The organism is Fibrella rubiginis, from assembly GCF_017353185.1.
Classification (GTDB): Bacteria; Bacteroidota; Bacteroidia; order Cytophagales; family Spirosomataceae; genus Fibrella; species Fibrella rubiginis.
In genome coordinates, this window is sequence record NZ_JAFMYV010000011.1 from 122,400 (window position 1) to 139,189 (window position 16,790).

At 54.5% G+C, this 16,790-nt stretch carries 17 protein-coding genes; 6 read left to right on the plus strand and 11 right to left on the minus strand.

Features of this window, described 5'->3' with window-relative positions; all coding sequences use genetic code 11:
* Positions 1-15 precede the first annotated feature (15 nt).
* The 11 genes from J2I47_RS20135 to J2I47_RS20185 form a co-directional block, all read right to left on the minus strand.
* Positions 16-213 (minus strand): hypothetical protein, encoded by a 198-nt coding sequence (locus tag J2I47_RS20135; protein ID WP_207366408.1) that lies wholly within the window; start codon positions 211-213, stop codon positions 16-18.
* A 117-nt stretch (positions 214-330) separates the two neighbouring features.
* A complete protein-coding gene (locus tag J2I47_RS20140; RefSeq protein WP_207366409.1) occupies positions 331-771 on the minus strand; it encodes a cytochrome c maturation protein CcmE domain-containing protein in 441 nt (146 codons plus the stop codon).
* A 23-nt stretch (positions 772-794) separates the two neighbouring features.
* The gene (locus J2I47_RS20145; protein ID WP_262899031.1) at positions 795-1,088 is read right to left on the minus strand and encodes a CcmD family protein; all 294 of its coding nucleotides are present in this window, start codon (positions 1,086-1,088) and stop codon (positions 795-797) included.
* A 90-nt stretch (positions 1,089-1,178) separates the two neighbouring features.
* Positions 1,179-1,838: a cytochrome c biogenesis protein CcsA gene (gene ccsA, locus J2I47_RS20150; RefSeq protein ID WP_207366410.1), complete on the minus strand. Its 660-nt coding sequence runs from the start codon at positions 1,836-1,838 to the stop codon at positions 1,179-1,181.
* A 94-nt stretch (positions 1,839-1,932) separates the two neighbouring features.
* A complete protein-coding gene (locus J2I47_RS20155; RefSeq protein ID WP_207366411.1) occupies positions 1,933-2,607 on the minus strand; it encodes a heme exporter protein CcmB in 675 nt (224 codons plus the stop codon).
* Between the two features lie 68 nt (positions 2,608-2,675).
* Complete coding sequence (locus tag J2I47_RS20160) at positions 2,676-3,170, minus strand: methylated-DNA--[protein]-cysteine S-methyltransferase (protein WP_207366412.1); 495 nt, start codon at positions 3,168-3,170, stop codon at positions 2,676-2,678.
* A gap of 61 nt (positions 3,171-3,231) precedes the next feature.
* On the minus strand, positions 3,232-3,639 hold the full coding sequence (locus tag J2I47_RS20165; protein ID WP_207366413.1) for a response regulator: 408 nt from the start codon (positions 3,637-3,639) through the stop codon (positions 3,232-3,234).
* Between the two features lie 42 nt (positions 3,640-3,681).
* On the minus strand, positions 3,682-5,823 hold the full coding sequence (locus J2I47_RS20170) for a S9 family peptidase (RefSeq protein WP_207366414.1): 2,142 nt from the start codon (positions 5,821-5,823) through the stop codon (positions 3,682-3,684).
* A gap of 110 nt (positions 5,824-5,933) precedes the next feature.
* Positions 5,934-6,428 (minus strand): RDD family protein, encoded by a 495-nt coding sequence (locus tag J2I47_RS20175; RefSeq protein ID WP_207366415.1) that lies wholly within the window; start codon positions 6,426-6,428, stop codon positions 5,934-5,936.
* 92 nt (positions 6,429-6,520) lie between these two features.
* Positions 6,521-7,021: an RDD family protein gene (locus J2I47_RS20180; protein WP_207366416.1), complete on the minus strand. Its 501-nt coding sequence runs from the start codon at positions 7,019-7,021 to the stop codon at positions 6,521-6,523.
* A gap of 140 nt (positions 7,022-7,161) precedes the next feature.
* Positions 7,162-8,370, minus strand: a complete 1,209-nt coding sequence (locus J2I47_RS20185) for a PQQ-dependent sugar dehydrogenase (protein WP_207366417.1) — start codon at positions 8,368-8,370, stop codon at positions 7,162-7,164.
* 189 nt (positions 8,371-8,559) lie between these two features.
* Here J2I47_RS20185 and epsC point away from each other — a divergent pair, with 189 nt between their 5' ends.
* The 6 genes from epsC (at position 8,560) to J2I47_RS20215 (ending at position 16,746) form a co-directional block, all read left to right on the plus strand.
* Complete coding sequence (gene epsC, locus J2I47_RS20190; protein ID WP_207366418.1) at positions 8,560-9,375, plus strand: serine O-acetyltransferase EpsC; 816 nt, start codon at positions 8,560-8,562, stop codon at positions 9,373-9,375.
* A 197-nt stretch (positions 9,376-9,572) separates the two neighbouring features.
* On the plus strand, positions 9,573-10,679 hold the full coding sequence (locus J2I47_RS20195) for an acyltransferase family protein (protein ID WP_207366419.1): 1,107 nt from the start codon (positions 9,573-9,575) through the stop codon (positions 10,677-10,679).
* Positions 10,676-10,795, plus strand: a complete 120-nt coding sequence (locus tag J2I47_RS20200; protein WP_207366420.1) for a D-aminoacyl-tRNA deacylase — start codon at positions 10,676-10,678, stop codon at positions 10,793-10,795. Before J2I47_RS20195 ends, J2I47_RS20200 begins: the two co-directional genes overlap by 4 nt.
* Before the next feature lie 62 nt (positions 10,796-10,857).
* On the plus strand, positions 10,858-12,033 hold the full coding sequence (locus J2I47_RS20205) for an ATP-binding protein (RefSeq protein ID WP_229374811.1): 1,176 nt from the start codon (positions 10,858-10,860) through the stop codon (positions 12,031-12,033).
* A 46-nt stretch (positions 12,034-12,079) separates the two neighbouring features.
* The gene (dtd, locus tag J2I47_RS20210; RefSeq protein ID WP_207366422.1) at positions 12,080-12,535 is read left to right on the plus strand and encodes a D-aminoacyl-tRNA deacylase; all 456 of its coding nucleotides are present in this window, start codon (positions 12,080-12,082) and stop codon (positions 12,533-12,535) included.
* Between the two features lie 149 nt (positions 12,536-12,684).
* The gene (locus J2I47_RS20215; RefSeq protein WP_207366423.1) at positions 12,685-16,746 is read left to right on the plus strand and encodes a S8 family serine peptidase; all 4,062 of its coding nucleotides are present in this window, start codon (positions 12,685-12,687) and stop codon (positions 16,744-16,746) included.
* Positions 16,747-16,790 lie beyond the last annotated feature (44 nt).

The following is a 16,790-nucleotide window of genomic DNA, read 5'->3' on the forward strand; positions in this document are numbered from 1 at the left end:
TTGTTGATACTGCTGTTATAAAGGTCTGGTTCGCCCTTGTTTTACGGCGATGTCTACCTCTCTGAGGAGATTATCCAAGCGGCCAGCCTCAAAGTCTTTCGCTATCTGCTTGTCCCAAAGTGCATGATCATAGTCGGCTAACCAGCTTGCTAAGTGCGTAATTTCTTGAGGACGAAGCTGTCTGATAGCTGACTTGATTTCTGAGACGGTCATTGGGTAGAGTCGAGAGGTGAGTTGGTGAGTTGGCCCAATCAAGCTTTTTTGTCATCCCGACCGCACCGGTCCGCCGTGGTCCGGCATCCCGGTGCGGTCGGGATGACAAAAAAGCCTCTACAATTTCGCCGTTTTAGCTTCGTGTTCGGTTACGTCCAGCTTGCCGTCCTGGTATTTGGATGGGCATTTGAGCAGGATTTTCTGCGCCTGGAAATGGTCGCCCTGCATGGCTCCAATCACCACAATTTGTTCTGACCGGTCAAAATCCTGGGGCTTGGGGCTGTTGTAGACGCATCTCTGCACCTTATTTTCGTTGTCGACAAGGGTAAACTCAAAGTGGTTGGGGTCTATCTGGGGCTGATACAAAATGCCTTCCGCTTTGCCGTCGGCCCCTTTTTTTACCTTACCTACTACATGAACCAGGTCTGCGTCGCCATCTTTAGCCAGGGACATGGCCTTGCCGAAGGTGACATACGTGCTGGCATCGCCGGTGGCGGTGGCAACAATACCGATGGCTATCGCGATAACGATAATGCCGATGATGTGCGAGAGTTTCATAACTAATAGGCAGACAATGGATGTTAGACCTTGGATGTTGGACGTTGGCTGGGCTGTAACTTCTGCTCGTCTATGTCGCGTTCCAGTTTACCGATCTTCCGGTCGAGGGTGACCAGGTAGATGATGATGCCGAAGAAGACCGTGGCAATCACCGCGACAACTACCCATATCTTACCATCGGCCCGAAGCTGATCAGCCATTTCAACGGGCTGTTGTGCCATCAGGCTCTGACTAATCAGAAGCAGGGCAAATACCGAAAAAAAACGAATCCGGGCCGTCGCTCCGGCGCACCGGCTTGGCAAAAATGATCGGTTCATACGTGGTGTCTGGGGCAAAAAGAAACGGGCTATCCCTTTATTTTTCAACAAAGATACGGCCCGTTTCATTCGCCTAAACGTATGTTGTGTTTACTCTTCCATCACCATCTGTAGCCGCCGCAGACGTACCCGCAGTTGCGTTATCCAAACGCCAAGCAGCGTGAAGCCAATAATGGCGGGGTAGAACACCATCCGCATCTGATTGTCCATGTCATACTTGCCAAAAGCGGGGTTGCCACCGTTGCCAGGATGCAGTGAATCGGTCATGCGGGGAATGATAAAAATTAATGGAATGAAGACTGCAAACGCCAGAATATTATAAACTGCCGAAATGCGGGCGCGGCGCTGTTCATCATCAAAAGCTCCCCGCAATACCAAATAGGCCAAGTACAGTAGCATACTCACAGCGACACTATTCAGCTTAGGATCATTTGGCCAGGGTTCGCCCCAGGTATAATTGGCCCAAACGGCCCCGGTGGCACAACCCAGCAAGCCAAATACAATGGCCGTGTTGGCAAACTGCACCGAAACAGCATCATGCGCCAGTTTACCACTACGCAGGTATCGGATCGCGAAGATCATAGACGTGAGCATGAGCGTGATCATGGCAAACCAAAGCGGCACGTGGAAATACACGTTGCGGATGCTCTCGTTCAGAATGGGTTGGCGGGGCGTGGGTCCCAGCAATCCCCAGAAAACAGTATACGTCAGAATCAGGACCGCCAGGGCCTTCCACCAGTGTTTTTTCATTGTTTGTCTGTTTGAGTATTTGTCTGTTTTTAGGAAGTTCTATTGTGGTTGCAACAACCAAACCGACGAACGCACAAACAGACAAACAACATCTTTAGCTCTTCCAAATGAACGGAAATAGCAGTACGGAAAGTGCCAGAACGATGGCGTCGATGGCTAAAATAGACAACAATTCGTCGCGGCTGGCCGAGCGTTCCAACCCGTCCATTGCGTTCTTCGAAACACGCAGTAGCAGCAGCAGCAGGGGCAAAATGACCGGAAAACTCAGGATAGCCATGAGTGTGGCCGAGTTTTCGGCTTTGGCCGCGATGCCCGCCACCAGCGTGAGTGAAGCCGCGAACCCTACCGCCCCCAGCAACAGGCCACCCAGATACAGTTGCCAGTCCTGCGCCAGGTTACCCAGCACAAACGCATACACGGCAAACCCCAGCAGCGATAGCACCAGCATCAGCCCGATGTTATATATGATTTTGGCAATGATAATCTGCTGCGGACTGGCCAGCGTATAGTAGTAGAGTTGTCGCCCGGCCCGTTCCTGCACGAAGGTTTTGGCAATGGCATTAATGGCCGAAAATAGCTGGATGATCCAGAACAGGGTATTCCAGACAATGGGCAGCAGTTGACCGCGACGGGCGTTGAAGCTCAGGTAACAGACAAAAACGGCCCCCACTATATACAGAAGCATGCCATTGAGCGCATACCGCTGCCGCCATTCCAGCCGAAACTCCTTCGCTACTAACGTCCCGATCTGGCTGAGTGATTGTTGCATATGGGGCAAAAATACTGTTTAGAGTGGCGTCGGCGTCACCCCCGCGAAGCCACTCCGACATTCAAACACTAAAACAGCGCCAATTGCCCCTCCGGCGACCTCCTCCGTGATCCTTCGTGTTCCAGCAGCCACTGCTTGCGCCACAGCCCCCCGGCGTAGCCTGTCAGGCTGCCGTTCGAGCCAATGATGCGGTGGCAGGGAATCACGATAGCCAGTGGGTTGCGGCCATTGGCGGCGGCCACAGCACGAATAGCCTTTTCATCGCCAAGCTGGCGCGAGAGTTCGAGGTAGGAGAATGTTTTGCCAAAGGGCACCGTCAGCAGGGCGGTCCATACCCGCCGCTGAAACTCGGTGCCGATGGGGTTAATGGCAAAATCGAAGGTATGGCGTTCGCCGTTGAAATAGGCGGTGAGCTGTTCGTGGGCAGCCTGCAACGGAGCAGGCAAACCAACCGGCAAAGGCAGGTCGGGCATGGGATCATCCAGGCAACTGATCGCCAGCACACCCGACTTGTCGCCCGTAATGCGGATAGTACCGAGGGGTGAGGTAAGATACGAAACCATAGAACAAGTGGTTGGGCCGGGCCAAAACGGGTCGCTTCAGCCCAGCAACGTATTCCACAAGTTAGGTAAAATATTGCCGCAATACATCATCGAGCATGGCTTTGGTAAGTGGTTTGTTGCGGTAGCCGGTTACCTCATTAAACTGCCCGGCGCGTTGGGCATCAGCGGGGTTGAGCGAGGTTGTCAGCATCATCACCACTACATGGCTCTTCAGATTATCGGCCAGTTTATGGTACTCTTCGAGAAACTCAAATCCATTCATACCGGGCATATTGATGTCCAGCAGAATCACTTCGGGGCGAATATAATCGGGTGACTGGGTATCGGACAGGTATGCCAAGGCGTCTACTCCGTTTTCGGCCACACGCACGGCATCGCAATGGCCCCATTCGTCAATTACTAATTGGTGGATATAATTGTCATCCGGGTCGTCATCGACCAACATAATACACTTAATCTGCTTTTTCATGATCTCATACGTTGACTGAAACTAGCCCCACTCACTGCCAGATTACCTCATTCTCGGGGGATTTTCATCTAATAAACCAGACACAGGCAAATAGTCCCGCAAAAATCTATCCATTGCGCCATAAACCAGTAACCAGTTCTTATGTAACAGAAAGCCATGTACCTCGTCGGGCAGTATCAGTACGTCGGTCGGCACGTGCTGGCTGCGTAGCTTTTGCACCAAATCGACGGTTTCGGCGAAGGCAACATTCCGGTCATCGTCGCCGTGAATAAACAGGCAGGGCGACCGCCACGCGCTCAGGTCGGCGTTGGGCGACGAAGCCAGTGCTTCTTTACTTTCAGCCTCGCCAATACCCCAGTCGCCCCCCGGCGAAAACATATTGCCCCGCCACGACCAGTCGTGCACCCCGTGCAGGTCAATGCCACAGGCAAACAGATCGGAGTTCCGGGCCAGGCCCAGCGCCGTCAGGTAACCACCATACGACCCACCCCAAAGGCCCAGACGTTTGGGATCTACAGCCGCGTGGTTTTGCAGAAAGCTGGCTCCGGCCAGCACGTCCTGGTATTCCGATGCCCCGCGTGGACCCTGTTTTTCGGCCCGCCGAAACGCCCTGCCGTAGCCAATGCCCGCCCGGTAGTTGACCGCCAGCACCACATAGCCCCGTTGCGCCAGGTATTGATTCAAGGCGTAGGCATTGGCATAATAGGCACCCCGATAATGCCAGCCCAGGAGCATTTGCCGCATGGGACCACCATGAAAAAACAACAGCGCAGGATGTCGTTTGGGCGTTACAGCCGTAACCGGCGGCAAAAACAACTGCCCATGCACCACCAGCCCATCGGCGGCAGCAAAGGTAACGGCCTGCGGTTCGGTGAGGGCAGCTTTTGGAAATGAAGCGGGCCATTTTGCCGGGAACAGCGCCGTAACCTTGTCACTGGTCAAAGTCCGGTAAGCAAGGCCCGTGGGCTCATTCCAGGAGGCGGTACGGTACACCAGTGTTTGCCCCGCCAACACCGGATCGGTATCAATGCCTTTACCCGACGTAAGTTGCTCACGCCGAGCCGTTTCAATATCCACCCGCCATAGGTGCCGCCGGTCTGAGTCGGACTCGTTGCTGGCATAATAGAGGTATTGACCGTCGGCAGGCACAAACGTTTCTTCTACCTCGAAGGCGCCGGGCATGAGGTCGACGGGTTCATTTGGGCGGGCAGGATCGGCGCTGAAAACATGCATCCACCCAGTATGTTCCGAGAAAAATAGCAGCCGATTTTTGCGAGTCCAGCGTAGCGGCGCGGCGGGGTAATACTGGGCAAAGCCACCATCGTCGGTGGGCGAGTGCCAGATCTCGCGCCCTACTCCAGTTTGAACGTCGGCCACCCAGATTGCGAAGGGCTGTCCGCCCTGAATATTCTCCAGTTCACCATGCCGTCCACCCGGTACCCGCTCAAACGCCACCTGCTTTCCATCTGGCGACCATACCGGAAACTGATCCCGATCTACACCCGCCGCCATCCAGCTTATCTGTTGATTGCCAAGTGAATAGATGCCGATCAAATTGTGGTAACCCCGATACGATGTAAACAGAATACGCTGCCCGTCGGGCGAAAAGGAATAATCGGACTGACTGCCCCCCGCCGCAAATAGCCTCGTCGGCTCCCGGCGGGCTTTGGCATTTGCAAGGCCGCCAAGCGTAGCCAGATACAGTTGCCCACCATGGCCAAATAGTAACCGCCCGCCCTCCGGCGACCATACAGGGCGACTTCCCACCCCTACCCGAATGGGTTGAGTCAGCCCATCGGTCGACAATACATAGATGGCCTGCTCGGCGGGGGCGGCACTACTGGTTGGGTTGGGACTAAGGCCCTCTTTGTTTTTACCCCCACCCCGTACGTAGGCCAGCCAACGTCCGTCGGGCGAAAGCGTCAGGTCACCTATGTCCTGCCCATCGTCGGTGCGTTGCCTGGTTAGCTGACGAGGCTTGGGGTTGGGGAACGTGGCCGTCCAGACGTTACGTACGCCTTTTTCCGTTACCAGCCACGCCACCCAGCTACCCGCCCCTGTCAGATTCGACGAGTACGGTGCCGACAGTACATTATCAATGGTGAATGGCTGTGGCTGCTTACGTTGCGTTTGTGCCAGGCCGGGTAAGCACAGCACCCAGAGGCAGAAAACTCGGATGTGCATTGGTGCAATAGGTTTAGTGTACGGCAATAGATTACAGCCACAAGGTGCATAAAAAAGCCAGAAACAACTGTTTCCGGCTCTGTTGACCATTGTGTTTTCCGTACACCCTGTTAAGTGGACTCTTGCTGAGCAGCCACCTGTAACGGATTATAAGGCAAATCGTTGACCACCCACGTGTCCGCAATGCTATCGTGCAGACCCCGTCCCGATGAGCTGAACAAGACCACCCACGAGTCGAAGGGAATGAACCGGCATAGAAACCGGCCAATGGCCTGCCCCAGCGAAATCGGGCCACCGTCGTCATTGATGACCCGCGTTTTGGTAATCATTTTGCCAACGGTCTTTCCCAGTTTCCATTCCAGGATGATGTAATAGGCCGGAAACACCAGTACACCCGCCAGTACGGTGAGACCGCTTATCTGCTCACTGCCGGAAAACAGCCGCCCAACATAGGAGAACATGCCGCCAAGAGTAAGGGTCACGAAAATGGCAACGATGCGGTCAATAAAATTATTGACAAACCGGCTGGCTTTAGAGGCCGGTTCGTACTGATACTCAACCAGCTCATCGGCTCGGAGCAGGTTGTCTTGCGACTGTTGAAGCATAAAAAATGGTTTAGGTAAGTGAGGCAATATACGTAAGTATTTTACTCACAAGCACCCTAAACCAATTTTCGCAATACGTATAAATAAACAGCTTAATCAGCAGTATGGCTAGTACTGTCGATCAGACTGTCCTTACCCTGAAATACTGATGGGGTGATTTTGTTGACCACCCACGTACCCGACACTTTATCGTGCAAACCACGGGGTCTTTCACGACTGATGTACGTAAGGGCATCGAATGGGATGAGGCGGGCAAACGACCGGCCTAGCGCCTGCCAGAACGAGATGGGTTGCCCTTGCTCGTTGATAACTAACGTGCCCGTAATCATTTTACCGGGCGTTTGGCCCAGCAGCCATTCAAATAAGGTGGTGTAGAACACGAAACTACCATAGACAATGACGTTGAGAAGGGTGTCGTTCTCGGTCACCTCAATAAACATAGCCCAGATAAACACCAGTACGAACAGGCTAAAAAGCCAAATAACAAAGTCGAGCAGGTAAGTAGCCAGCCTTTTGCCACGTGAGGCAGGGATGTGTTCAATTTCAATTAACTCACTAGGATCAAGCAGATTGCGCGTAGATGATATTTCCATAGACCAGCATATAAATGGTTTGCCCAAACATACACAAAAGGGAGTCTACCCTATAATGGCTAAGGGCCACAGTTGGCTGACGCAAGCGTGTTGTTGCGTCAGCCAACTGTGGCCCTTAGCCATTATAGGGTAGACTCCCTCTATTTCACCAGTTTCAAAATCTTGCCCTCGGCATGGTCGCAGAGGTAAACTTCGCCAGCGCGATCTTCACCAAATGACGAAATCGTGCCCGCCCGGTCGATGAGTACCTGATTAGTGGCCTTGTTTTGACCTGTCGGCGTAAGCGCCCATACTTTGCCGCTCACATAATCAGCAAAAATATATTTATTGGTCAGCTCCGGCAAGGCTTTTCCTTCGTAGACAACACCGCCTGTAACTGACAGATCACCATTGGCATGGCTGTACTCGTGAATAGGGTTGATAAGGGGATCGCCTGATTTTTCATCGCCCTTGTAGGGATCCATCGCCTCCCGAATGCGCCAGCCGTAATTGCCGCCTTTGGTAACCACATCGACCTCTTCAATTTTGTTCTGGCCCACGTCACCTACCCAAAGCTGCCCTTTCTTGTCGAAACTAAACCGCCAGGGGTTGCGCAGGCCATAGGCATATATCTCCTCGCGGAAGCCGTCTTTATTACCTACGTAGGGGTTATCCTTGGGAATACCATAATTGCCCTTGTCGGTGCCATTTACGTCGATCCGCAGCATTTTACCCAGCAGTGAAGCACGGTTCTGCGCGTTGTTTTGCGGGTCACCGCCGCTGCCGCCGTCGCCGGTGCTGATATAAAGGAATCCATCTGGCCCAAACATGGTGCCTCCCCCATTGTGGTTGGCGTAAGGCTGCCGGAACGTAAACAAAATTGTCTCCGTAGCGGGGTCAACCTGCGTAGCGCTGGCCGATGATGCCTTAAACCGGCTGATCACCGTTTCGCGTGGGTGCCCATTGCCTTCGCGGGTGTAGTTAACGTAGAAAAAGCCGTTTTGCTTGAAGTTCGGGTGAAAGGCCAGTCCCAGCAAACCCATCTCGCCACCATACGCCACCTGCTTTTTGATGTCAAGATACGTGGTTGCGGTAGCTGCGTTGGTCGTCTGGTTAACCAGTTTGATACGGCCCGGTTGTTCTAACACAAACATGCGGTTGGTACCATCGGGCGCGTACGTGTAAAGTACAGGCGCATCGAATTTGAGGCTTGGATGGGCATCGACCACCCGAACGGGGGCCGGTGCCACAACAGCCGATGTGACCTTGTGGGGCGCCTCCTCTTTTGCACAGGCCCACGACAACAACAGCGAAAAGCCGGAGGTTGCCGCCAGGGAATAGAGCAGGGTAAAAACAGTCTTATATAACATGGTTGTATGAAGTAGTTGGACACTTAAGATTGGCAAAAGCCGCGCCAACCCCATTCGCCGAACTATTTGGTACTCCTTTTGTTCGGAAATTACCCGGCATAAGGTACTTTGCTTACCTACACCCAATTACGTACGCTTTAGACGCTGTTGGCAGAACACCCCAGTTTGGGGAACGCATCACTCACACACATGGCCACCCCGCTCATTCAGTTCCTCGACCAGCTAGCCGCCCAACGGGGTCAGTACCAATATCGCCTTCCTTCGCGTCCCGACGCCGGGCAGTTTATCGACCAGCTGATGCGGTTGCTGTTCCCTGTTACGCAGGACTGTCAGTCGGCCGCGGCCAATGTGGGAGAAACCTACCAGCGGCTCAATAGCCAGCTTCTGTGCTTGCTGCGTCCGCTGCAACCTAACCTCGACACGCTGCCCGAAGCCGTTGCGCTCCGCTTTTTCGACGCCCTGCCCGGTATCCACGCCGACCTCCTGCTCGATGCCCGCGCCATTGCTGAAAATGACCCCGCCGCCATCAGTCTGGAAGAAGTGATTGCCGTATATCCAGGTTTCTACGCCATTGCCGTTTATCGCATTGCCCATGTGCTCCTGCAGGCCGACGTACCCCTGCTGCCCCGGATGCTGACCGAATATGCCCACGGCCAAACGGGGATTGACATTCATCCCGGCGCACAGATTGGCCCCTCTTTTTTCATCGACCACGGCACAGGCGTCGTCATCGGCGAGACCACCATCATTGGCGAAAATGTGCGTGTTTATCAGGGGGTTACACTGGGGGCTACCCACGTGGCGAAGACCCTGGCCCAGAAAAAACGACACCCAACCATCGAAGACAATGTGATCATCTACGCCAACGCTACCATTCTGGGCGGGCACACGGTGGTAGGTCACGACTCGGTCATTGGCGGCAACGTGTGGCTTACCGAAAGTGTAGAACCGTATTCGCTGGTGTATCACCAGAGCAAAATTGAGGTACGGTCTATCCTGCAATGATCAGGGCCTTTCTACGGCATATGTGATTGATTGGCTTAAATTCGCCGGGCGTTCTGCTTACTCAGCATAACTAGCTGAGTATTTATGTCGATGTGCTGGGCGCTAATTAGCTTGATGGTCGCTAACTTGGAGGTAGCGAAGATGATGGATTAATAAGGTAGCATTCAGTTATCAGCGGTCCGTCACTCGCATCTCCCATGGATGCTCGATACCCACAGCCCACTGCCCGCTACTTCACTATTGATTTGCTGCGGTTTAAAGCCGCTCTTGCTGTCCTCCTTTTCCACTACACATTTCGGGGATTTGCCGCCGACAATCTCAGCCCTGTACCGTATCCGGGCCTGTCTGGCTATACTCAATATGGGTATCTGGGCGTTGAGCTATTTTTCATCATCAGCGGCTATGTTGTCCTGCTATCGGCTTACAAAAAAACGGTCAGGGAGTTCATTCTCTCACGGGCCATCAGGCTCTATCCTGCGTTTTGGGTGGCCTGCACAGCCGCCTTTATCGCAACGTATTGTCTTGGCCCTGGTAGAGGCAGCAAACATTGGTCAGCGTTGATGGATGTGTCGCTGTGGCAATACCTGTGTAACATGACGATGGTGCACAAGTTGATGGGTGTACGTGATCTGGACGGTGTCTACTGGACACTCACCTACGAAATTCAGTTTTATTTCCTGATTGCTACACTGCTGCTGGTCAACTGGTTACGCCACCTGCCCCTGCTGATGGCCGGCTGGTTGATCTACACGGCGGTAGCACCGTTTTTCGCTTATCGTAACCCACTCACCATACTGCTGTTTCCGGCCTACAGCCCCCTGTTTATAGCGGGCATGTGTTTTTTCCTGTTGCATGATCACCTCGCCGTTCGGTGGCAGCTTTACCTGCTGCTGCTGGCGTCTTGGGGGCTATCTCTGCGCAACGGACTCAGCTACGCTCAACTTCAGGCCGACTATTACAAAACGCCTTTTTCAGCGGTCGTGGTTGTGGGGCTGATCAGTTCGTTCTACGTTGTGTTCTGGTGCATCAGCACTGCGCGCATCAGGATGAAAGAACGGCAGTGGCTATATTGGGCGGGCGCTCTGACGTACCCCCTCTACCTGATTCACCACAACATCGGCTATGTTATTTATCAGCGTCTTGGCCCTTTTCTAAATAACTATGTACTCCTGGTGGGCATCACACTGCTAATGCTGGCGGCGGCTTACGGGCTGCATGTATATATAGAACAGCCTTTAAGCCAGGCGCTGAAACGAAGATTCAGCCCGCACAAGCGCAGGTATTCATCTGTTGAACAATTATGATTGCCGTTATTCAACGCGTTAGGGAAGCCACAGTCCGCATCGACGGACAGGTGAAGAGGCAGATTCAGACTGGGTTTCTGGTGCTGCTGGGTGTTCGTATCGATATTGGTGTGTGATGTTACATAACAATAGTAATACTATTTTTACAGCACAATTGTAGAATAGTATAACTATGTATATGGAAAGAGTCGTTTATACCGACTTAAAGCATCATCTTGACCGACCACAAATCACTGTGCTGACAGGAATGCGCCGCACCGGTAAGACCACACTGGTCAAACAGTTGATGGCCGACTCGCCCATCAGTCAGAAAATGTACATCGACCTTGAACGGATCGACAATCGCGTTCTTTGGACAGAAACCAACTACGAAACTATTGTTCTGGCCCTCACGCAGCGTGGACTGCGGTTTGACCAGCCCGTATTATTGGCCTTGGATGAGATTCAGTTGGTACCTAACCTGCCCAGCGTGTTAAAATATCTGTATGATACCTATACCATCAAATTCATCGTCACAGGGTCAAGCGCTTATTACCTCAAGAACCGGTTTACGGAGTCACTCGCGGGTCGCAAAAAAATCTTCGAGATTTATCCCCTCACGTTCGGCGAACTACTCACGTTCCGGGGCGTAACCGCCAGGGCATTGAATTGGGAGGAAGCCCCCCGGTTTGTACAGGCCGAATACGAACGGCTCAAGAGCTACTACGAAGACTACATCCAGTTCGGTGGCTTTCCCGAAGTAGTACTGGCCGATGCGATCTCCGATAAGCAGGATCTGCTCAGCGATATTTTAAGTTCATACATCAATTTTGATATCCTGACCCTGTCTGATATTCGTGATCCCACCAATCTCTACAAACTCATCAAACTCCTGGCCGTGCGGGTAGGCACTAAACTTGACATCGCCAAACTGACAAGTTTCGCCGGTATGGCCCGGCAAACGGTGGAGAACTATATGGACTTGCTGGAGCAAAGCTACCTGATCCGTACAATCCCCGTGCTGGCTAAAAGCCCTGATCGGGAGATCGTTAAAGCCCGTAAACTCTATTTCCTAGATAACGGCCTAGCGGCTTTGGCTGGGGATCTAGGCAGCGGGGCACGGTTTGAGAATGCAGTGTTCAACCAATTGCTTCATCGAGGGGCAGTTGCCTATTATCAGTTGAAAAGCGGTCGCGAAATCGACTTTGTTGTCAATCAGCACATTGGCTTAGAGGTGAAAGAGACAGCCGCTGAGGGTGATCTACGCCAAGTGGAAAGCTTGGGCAAAAACCTGGCTCTGACTCAGCATTATGTGGTTGGTCGGCATCCGCTTCGTATTTTCGAGGGTTTTATCTGGGGAGGTTTTTTGCGGTAAAGGAACGCGCAATGAGCTACACATTTGACCCCTTGTCCACCTACTCATGATTGCCGTTATCCAACGCGTTAGGGAAGCCACGGTCCGCATCGACGGACAGGTGAAGGGGCAGATTCAGACCGGGTTTCTGGTGCTGCTGGGCATCACCCACACCGACACCACCGCCGATGGAGCGTGGCTGGCAAAGAAAATTGCCGGCATGCGCATTTTCAATGATGCCAACGGTAAAATGAACCTCGACCTGGCCGCGGTAGACGGCAACGTATTGCTGGTGAGTCAGTTTACCCTTCATGCCGCTACCAAAAAGGGCAACCGTCCCAGCTTCATTGATGCCGCCCGCCCCGAACAGGCTATTCCCCTCTACGAACAATTCATTGCCCAACTCACCACCGAACTGGGTCACCCCATTGAGACAGGTACGTTTGGCGCCGACATGCAGGTTTCGCTCATCAACGACGGCCCGGTTACGATTGTCATCGACACGAAGAATAATGGTGAATGAGCAAATGAGTGAACGTCTCGACTATTCACTCAATCACTCATTCGCTCAATCACCATTATTCTTCGTGCAACGATTTCGACCTGGTTCGCGAAGGCATATTTGACTGTAGATTTGTATGTATACGAACGCTTTGCATCAACCCCTGTTACATGACTGTTCTTTACCGGCTTCTGGCCCTTTCGGCTGTCCTTTTTTTGCTACAACCAGTAGCCGCCCAACCCCTAACTCAATACAGTGCTGATCAGCGCGCGCGCCTGAGTACGCTTCAACAACTTATTTCGCAGCAACAGGCCGCCAACTATACGCTGGCCGTTGATGTGGCCAATCGGCAGGGTCGCCCGCTGGAAGAGGCCGCCGGAAAAGGGCTTACACGTCGCCTGCGGGGTATCGACGTGGCTACCGGCAACCTGCTCTACGACGTGGTGGACTATAACGCCCGTGCCGCCGCTACCACCCGTACAACCAGTCTCTATGCTGGTGGCAGCATTGGGGTGAGCCTCAACGGTAGCAGCGACGTTGTGAAAAACCGGCTCGGCGTCTGGGATGGAGGGCAGGTCTACGCCGGACATCCGGAGTTTAGCGGGCGCGTAACCCAAAAAGACGTAGCCACCCGCACCGACCGCGAAAACGAAGATGTGTACCATGCCACCCACGTGTCGGGCACGATGATGGCGGCCGGCCTTAACCCACTGGTACGCGGCATGTCGTATGGGGCGAACCTACAGGCCTACGATTTCAGCAACGACGTGGCCGAAATGACCGGCGCAGCGGCGGGTCTGCTGGTGTCGAACCACTCCTATGGCTCCATTGCGGGCTGGCGTTTCAACAGCAGCCGCACCACCACCAACAAATGGGAATGGTGGGGCGACACAACCCTCAGTGCCACGCAGGACTACAAGTTTGGTTTGTATAACGAAGACGCGCAAAGCTGGGACCGGGTGGCCAACAACGCCCCCTACTACCTGATCGTGAAATCGGCAGGAAATGACCATAACGCCGGCGGCCCCTCCGCCGGCACACCCTATTACCTGGTGCAGCACGGCAACCGCCTCAGCACTACCCCCCGCGATCCACAGAACGGCTACGACCAGATTACCACCTATGGTACAGCCAAGAACATCCTGTCGGTAGGGGCTATGTCGGCAATCTCGAATGGTTATAACCGGCCACAGGACGTCAACCTGGCCGATTTTAGTAGCTGGGGACCAACCGATGACGGCCGCATAAAGCCCGATATTGTGGGGGTAGGTGTCAATGTTATTTCAACGAATTCGTCGGCAACATCGGCCTACGGGGCGTTGAGTGGCACGTCGATGTCGTCTCCCAACGTATCGGGGTCGCTGTTACTGTTGCAGGAATACTACAGCCAGTTAAACGGGGGTAAGCTCATGCGGGCCAGTACGCTGAAAGGGCTGGCCCTCCACACCGCCGACGAAGCGGGCACCACCCCCGGCCCCGACTATCAGGCGGGCTGGGGCTTACTGAACATTGAACGGGCGGCCCGGGCCATTCAGAACAGCGACAAGAATTACCTCATCGACGAGCGGACGCTAAACCAAGGGCAGACCTACACGCTGCAAGTGGTGGCGTCGGGTCGGGGGCCACTGGTAGCTACCATCTGCTGGAGTGATCCCGAAGGTGCTCCGGCGCCCGGCAACAGTCGATTCAATAACCGCACACCCAAACTGGTCAATGATCTCGACGCCCGCCTAAACGACGGCACCACCACCACCCAGCCCTGGACGCTTGACCCCGACCAGCCCAACCAACCCGCCACCCCCGGCGACAATATCCGCGACAATGTGGAGCAGGTTTACATTGCCAACCCCATACCCGGCCGCACCTACACGCTGACCATTAACCACAAAGGCACACTGACCGGTACCAAGCAGGACTACGCCCTGCTGCTGAGCGGCGTTGGCGGCACGGCCTACTGTGCCTCGGCTCCTACGTCGTCTGCCGACACCAAAATCAGCCGGGTGCAGTTTGCCGGTGTAAACCAGGCAGGCGCGGCGGGCTGCACTACCTACTCCGATTTTATGAGTAGCGCACCCGTAACAGACGTACAACCCGGTCAGCCCATACCACTCACCGTAACCACGGGTACCTGTGGGGCCAGCCGCAACGCCATTGTCAAGGTGTTTGCCGACTGGAACGGCAACGGCAATTTTACCGACGCCAGTGAGTTGCTGGCTACGTCGGGCGTGCTGAACGGGCCGGGCCAGTTTGTCACCACTATCACCCCGCCCTCGTCCATAACGGCGGGAAGTCTGGTTCGGCTGCGGCTGGTAGTTGTTGAAACCACCGACCCTAACGCCGTGCAGGGTTGCGGCACCTACGGCAACGGCGAAACCCAGGACTACCTGCTCCGTACAATCCGCCCCACCACAGACGTTGCCCTGGCCGTGTTGGGTACCCTGGCTGGCCCCCTCTGCGCCAACAGCCAGACCCAAACCGTGCGGGTGCGCAACACCGCCGGTTCCGACCAGAGCAACGTGCCGGTATCGCTGCAAATCAGCACCGCCACGGGTACAGTAGTGGCCTCACTTACCAGCACCGTTCCACTTCTGCGCGCTTACCGCGATGCCTTGGTGACGTTCACACTGCCCACGTCGGTCGTGCTGACAACCGGTCAGGCTTATGTATTCCGTAGCCGGGTGACATTGTCTGGCGATCAGGATACGACCAACAATACCCTGACCGAAACGCGGGTGGTAGGCAACGGTACGGAGACGGGCATTTTTTCGGCAGCAGCCTGTGGCAGCGACCCCAGTGTGACTCTGCGCAATGCAGGTACGGGCACAGCTTTCTGGTATGATTTACCCACCAAAGGCACCTTATTAGCCGCCGGCAATCAGACCACCAGTGCCAGCAGATCGGTGTATTACGTAGCCACAAATGATTTCAGCGGGCGGCTGGGACCAGCCAGTAAGAGCGATTTTGGGGGCGGTACGTATTACGGCAACTTCGGGCCGCAACCGCTCATCAGCACCAAAGTGCCCCTGCGCATCGAGCGGGCACGAATCTACACCGGCGCACCGGGGCGGCTGACATTCTCGGTACGCCGTTTCGATGAAACCGTGATCTCGTCGGCCACCATCGACGTAATCGCTACCCGGACAACGCCCGCCTCACTGACAAACGCAGGCGGTCAGCAACTCGACGACCCCGCCGACCAGGGAGCCGTTTATCCCCTCAACCTGGCTATTCCTGATGCAGGCGACTACAAAATCGCTATTGACTACGAAGACGGCGTGACCATTTTCCGCAGCAACTCGCTTGTATCCGGTTTCCCGTTCGAACTGAAAAGCCAGTCGGGTGATGTGCTGGTGAGCAGTAAAGGGTCATTGTTTAATAATGCTACTACGGGTGTTCCCGACACGCTGAAAACGGCCTGGTATTACCTCTACGACATGCAGATTCGGCCATTAGCCTGCGCCGCTGGCCAGCGTACGGCGGTGTCGGTGCAGACTCGGCCTTCGCCAACAGCATCCATCAGTGCCGACGGATCAACATCTTTCTGTCAGGGGGGTACGGTGTCGTTGCGGGGATCAGCCACCACAGCCGTATCGGGCGAGGTACTTAGCTACCAATGGTTGCTCAACGGGCAGGCCATAGCGGGTGCTACCAACCTGATTTACAACGCCACTCAGTCAGGCAGTTACTCAGTTCAGGTACTTGGCAGTTGTTCGCCGGTATCATCATCAGCGATTGTGGTCACGGCGCGACCGGCAACGGCGCCTACTATTGCGCAAAGCGGTATTATGCTGATGTCTAGTGCGGCAACGGGTAACCAATGGTTTACGGCGGGGGTACCCATACCGGGGGCTACTGGGCCAACATTCACGGCTCCCCAGACGGGCCGGTATTCCGTGCGGGCCAACGTAAACGGCTGCGGTGATGCTCTTTCCGACGAAGTATATATCGTGATTTTGGCCACCGAACCCGCCAACGCTACATTCCGGGTGTATCCGAACCCAGTACAACAACGCCTGACGGTTGATCTGGATGGGTCATCCAGCACGATGCAGCCCACCGTTTCGCTCTACGACGCGCGGGGCAGACAGCTTGGGCAGCAGCGTATGGACCGCTGGCTAACGGGTTGGCGCGCCACGCTCGACGTGAGTGCCCTGCCCGCCGGTACGTTTCTTGTGCAGGTAGTAGATGACCCCACGCAACCGCCGAAAGTCAGTACGATACTGAAATACTAACGAACCTGTTTACCCAAAAGGCCGACACGCCCGCCTTTTGGGTT